This is a genomic window from Streptomyces sp. NPDC057654, assembly GCF_042800135.1.
In the GTDB taxonomy this organism is placed as follows: Bacteria; Actinomycetota; Actinomycetes; order Streptomycetales; family Streptomycetaceae; genus Streptomyces.
This window is the reverse complement of record NZ_JBHVHQ010001064.1, coordinates 1-2,609: the sequence shown is the minus strand read 5'-3', so window position 1 is coordinate 2,609 and position 2,609 is coordinate 1. Positions and strand designations below refer to the sequence as shown.

At 72.9% G+C, this 2,609-nt stretch carries 3 protein-coding genes and 1 pseudogene; all 4 read left to right on the top strand.

Translation table 11 applies throughout. The annotated features are described in order from the left end of the window. The coding region (locus ACFU99_RS40405) for a 16S rRNA (cytidine(1402)-2'-O)-methyltransferase (protein WP_384402792.1) at positions 1-649 on the top strand (649 nt) is incomplete at its 5' end. 161 nt (positions 650-810) lie between these two features. Continuing rightward, a complete protein-coding gene (locus ACFU99_RS40400; RefSeq protein WP_384402789.1) occupies positions 811-1,290 on the top strand; it encodes a hypothetical protein in 480 nt (159 codons plus the stop codon). A gap of 43 nt (positions 1,291-1,333) precedes the next feature. Continuing rightward, on the top strand, positions 1,334-2,266 hold the full coding sequence (locus ACFU99_RS40395; protein WP_384402787.1) for a TatD family hydrolase: 933 nt from the start codon (positions 1,334-1,336) through the stop codon (positions 2,264-2,266). A gap of 109 nt (positions 2,267-2,375) precedes the next feature. Continuing rightward, a pseudogene (locus ACFU99_RS40390) lies at positions 2,376-2,609 on the top strand (hypothetical protein); the annotation flags it as partial.

The window sequence follows — 2,609 nt, the reverse complement described above, 5'->3', positions numbered from 1 at the left end:
CGCCCGGGTGCTGCTGGTCACCGACGCGGGGATGCCGTCCGTCTCGGACCCCGGCTACCGCCTCGTCGCCGCCGCCGTCGAACACGGCGTCAAGGTCACCGCCGTCCCCGGCCCGTCCGCCGTGCTGACCGCCCTCGCCGTCTCCGGGCTGCCCGTCGACCGGTTCTGCTTCGAGGGCTTCCTGCCCCGCAAGGCGGGCGAGCGCCTCGGCCGGCTCCGCGAAGCAGCCGACGAACGCCGCACCCTCGTCTACTTCGAGGCCCCGCACCGGCTCGACGCCACCCTCGCCGCCATGGCCGAGGCGTTCGGCGAAGACCGCCGCGCCGCCGTCTGCCGCGAACTCACCAAGACGTACGAGGAGGTCCGGCGCGGACCGCTCAAGGAACTGGCCGAATGGGCCGCCGACGGCGTGCGCGGCGAGATCACCGTCGTCGTGGAGGGCGCCCCCGCCGCCGGGCCCGCGGACCTCGACCCCGACGAGCTGGTCCGCCGGGTGCTCGTACGGGAGGAGGCGGGGGAGCGGCGCAAGGAGGCCATCGCCGCCGTCGCGGCCGAGGCCGGGCTGCCGAAGCGGGAGGTGTTCGACGCGGTCGTCGCGGCGAAGAACGCCGCTCGGCAGGGCCCAGCGGCGGGCAAAGGACTATCGTGAAAACCTAAAGCTTAGGCATGGCAGCCGAGCGTTTGCGATATCAAGTCGCCAAAATTTTCCCAATACGGCGAAGGGCGCTCGCGCCGCCGTGGGGAAAGGCGTTCTCTGGACGTGGGACGTCCGTTCCCGGAGAGACTTGTCTGCGGACAAGAGGAGCTGCCATGAGCGAGATCGCAGGAACCTCAAGTGGTGTCCACCCCATCGCCCACCCGAGGCACGCATCGGATCAGAACGCGCATGAGGCATATGCCTTCGCGTGCATGAAATGCGGGCACGGGTGGGAGCAGAGCTACGAGATAGAGCACCACGTGGACTCCCACGGGCGGGCCTTCGTCGTCTATTACGCGGACGGCGCCCGGGTCCCGTCCCCGCTGACCACCCCGACCTGCATGAACTGTGGCGCGCACGTCGTGCGCATCATGGGTTCCGGCCGGGTGTCCATGGTCACCGAGGCCCTGCACAGCCCTCCCCACGCCGCACCGGGCGCCTCCGTCGCGAGCGCCGCGACCCCCGAGCCGCTGGTCCGCGGCGGGCACGGCGGGCAGGACGAGAACGAGGCGCCCGCCGCGCCGGCGCTGCGCACCGGGCACCACCACTGGCACCTCGCCGACCTGCTGAAGCCCTTCCACCACCGGAAGTGAGCCCCGCCCCGGCCGGCCCGTGAGGCCTCATAGAATCGCGAGCATGGCGGCAACAGCACCGAAGAGCGGCAAGCAGAGCGGCGACCGCAAGGACCAGGACGTCCCACCACCGCTCCCGGCCCCCCTGAACGTGCCCGTCGCCGACTCGCACACCCACCTGGACATGCAGCGGGGCACCGTCGGGGAAGCCCTCGCCAAGGCCGCGTCCGTCGGCGTGCACACCGTCGTCCAGGTCGGGTGCGACCTGGCCGGATCCCGCTGGGCCGCCGAGACGGCCGCCGCCCACGAGAACGTCCGCGCGACCGTGGCGCTGCACCCCAACGAAGCGCCCCGCATCGTCCTGGGCGACCCCGACGGCTGGTCCCGCCAGGGCGCCCGGACGGCGGGCGGCGACGCGGCCCTGGACGCCGCCCTCGCCGAGATCGACCGGCTCGCCGCCCTCCCGCACGTACGCGGCGTCGGCGAGACCGGACTCGACTACTTCCGCACCGGGCCCGAGGGCATGGCCGCCCAGGAACACTCCTTCCGCCGCCACATCGACATCGCCAAGCGGCACGGCAAGGCCCTCGTCATCCACGACCGCGAGGCCCACGCCGACGTGCTGCGCGTCCTCGAAGAGGAAGGCGCCCCCGGCACGGTCGTCTTCCACTGTTACTCCGGCGACGCCGACATGGCCAAGATCTGCGCGGACGCCGGTTACTACATGTCCTTCGCCGGAAACGTCACCTTCAAGAACGCCCAGCCGCTGCGCGACGCCCTCGCCGTCGCCCCGCGGGAACTGATCCTCGTCGAGACGGACGCGCCGTTCCTCACCCCCATGCCCTACCGGGGCCGCCCGAACGCGCCGTACCTCATCCCCGTCACCCTCCGCGCCATGGCCGGCGTCAAGGGCGTGCACGAGGACGAACTCGCCGCCGCCGTCGCCCGCAACACCGCCCGCGCCTTCGGCTACCCGGAGCCGCGCCACACTGTGTGACCGGCCGACTTTGGAGAGTGACTCGACGCTCCGCTAGATTCCCCGCCAGAGCCGGGCCGCGGAGCCGGGCTCGGCGCCGGACCAGCGGTCGGACCCAGTGGAGCGTCGCGTGAGTCAAGCACAGGGCAGCCACCGAGCCGCGTACCGCGGCGCCGAAGCCCCCGCCCGCCGGGCCGAACCGCACCTGCCCCGGCAGTCGCCGCGCCCGGCCGCGTACGAGCCCCACGAGCCGTACGGGAATCTGTACCCCGGCCCGTACGACAACCCGCCCCCGGGCCCGTACGACAGCCCCTGCTCGGGACCCTTCGAACCGGCCGCCGCCGAACCGGCGCTCCCCGAGCCC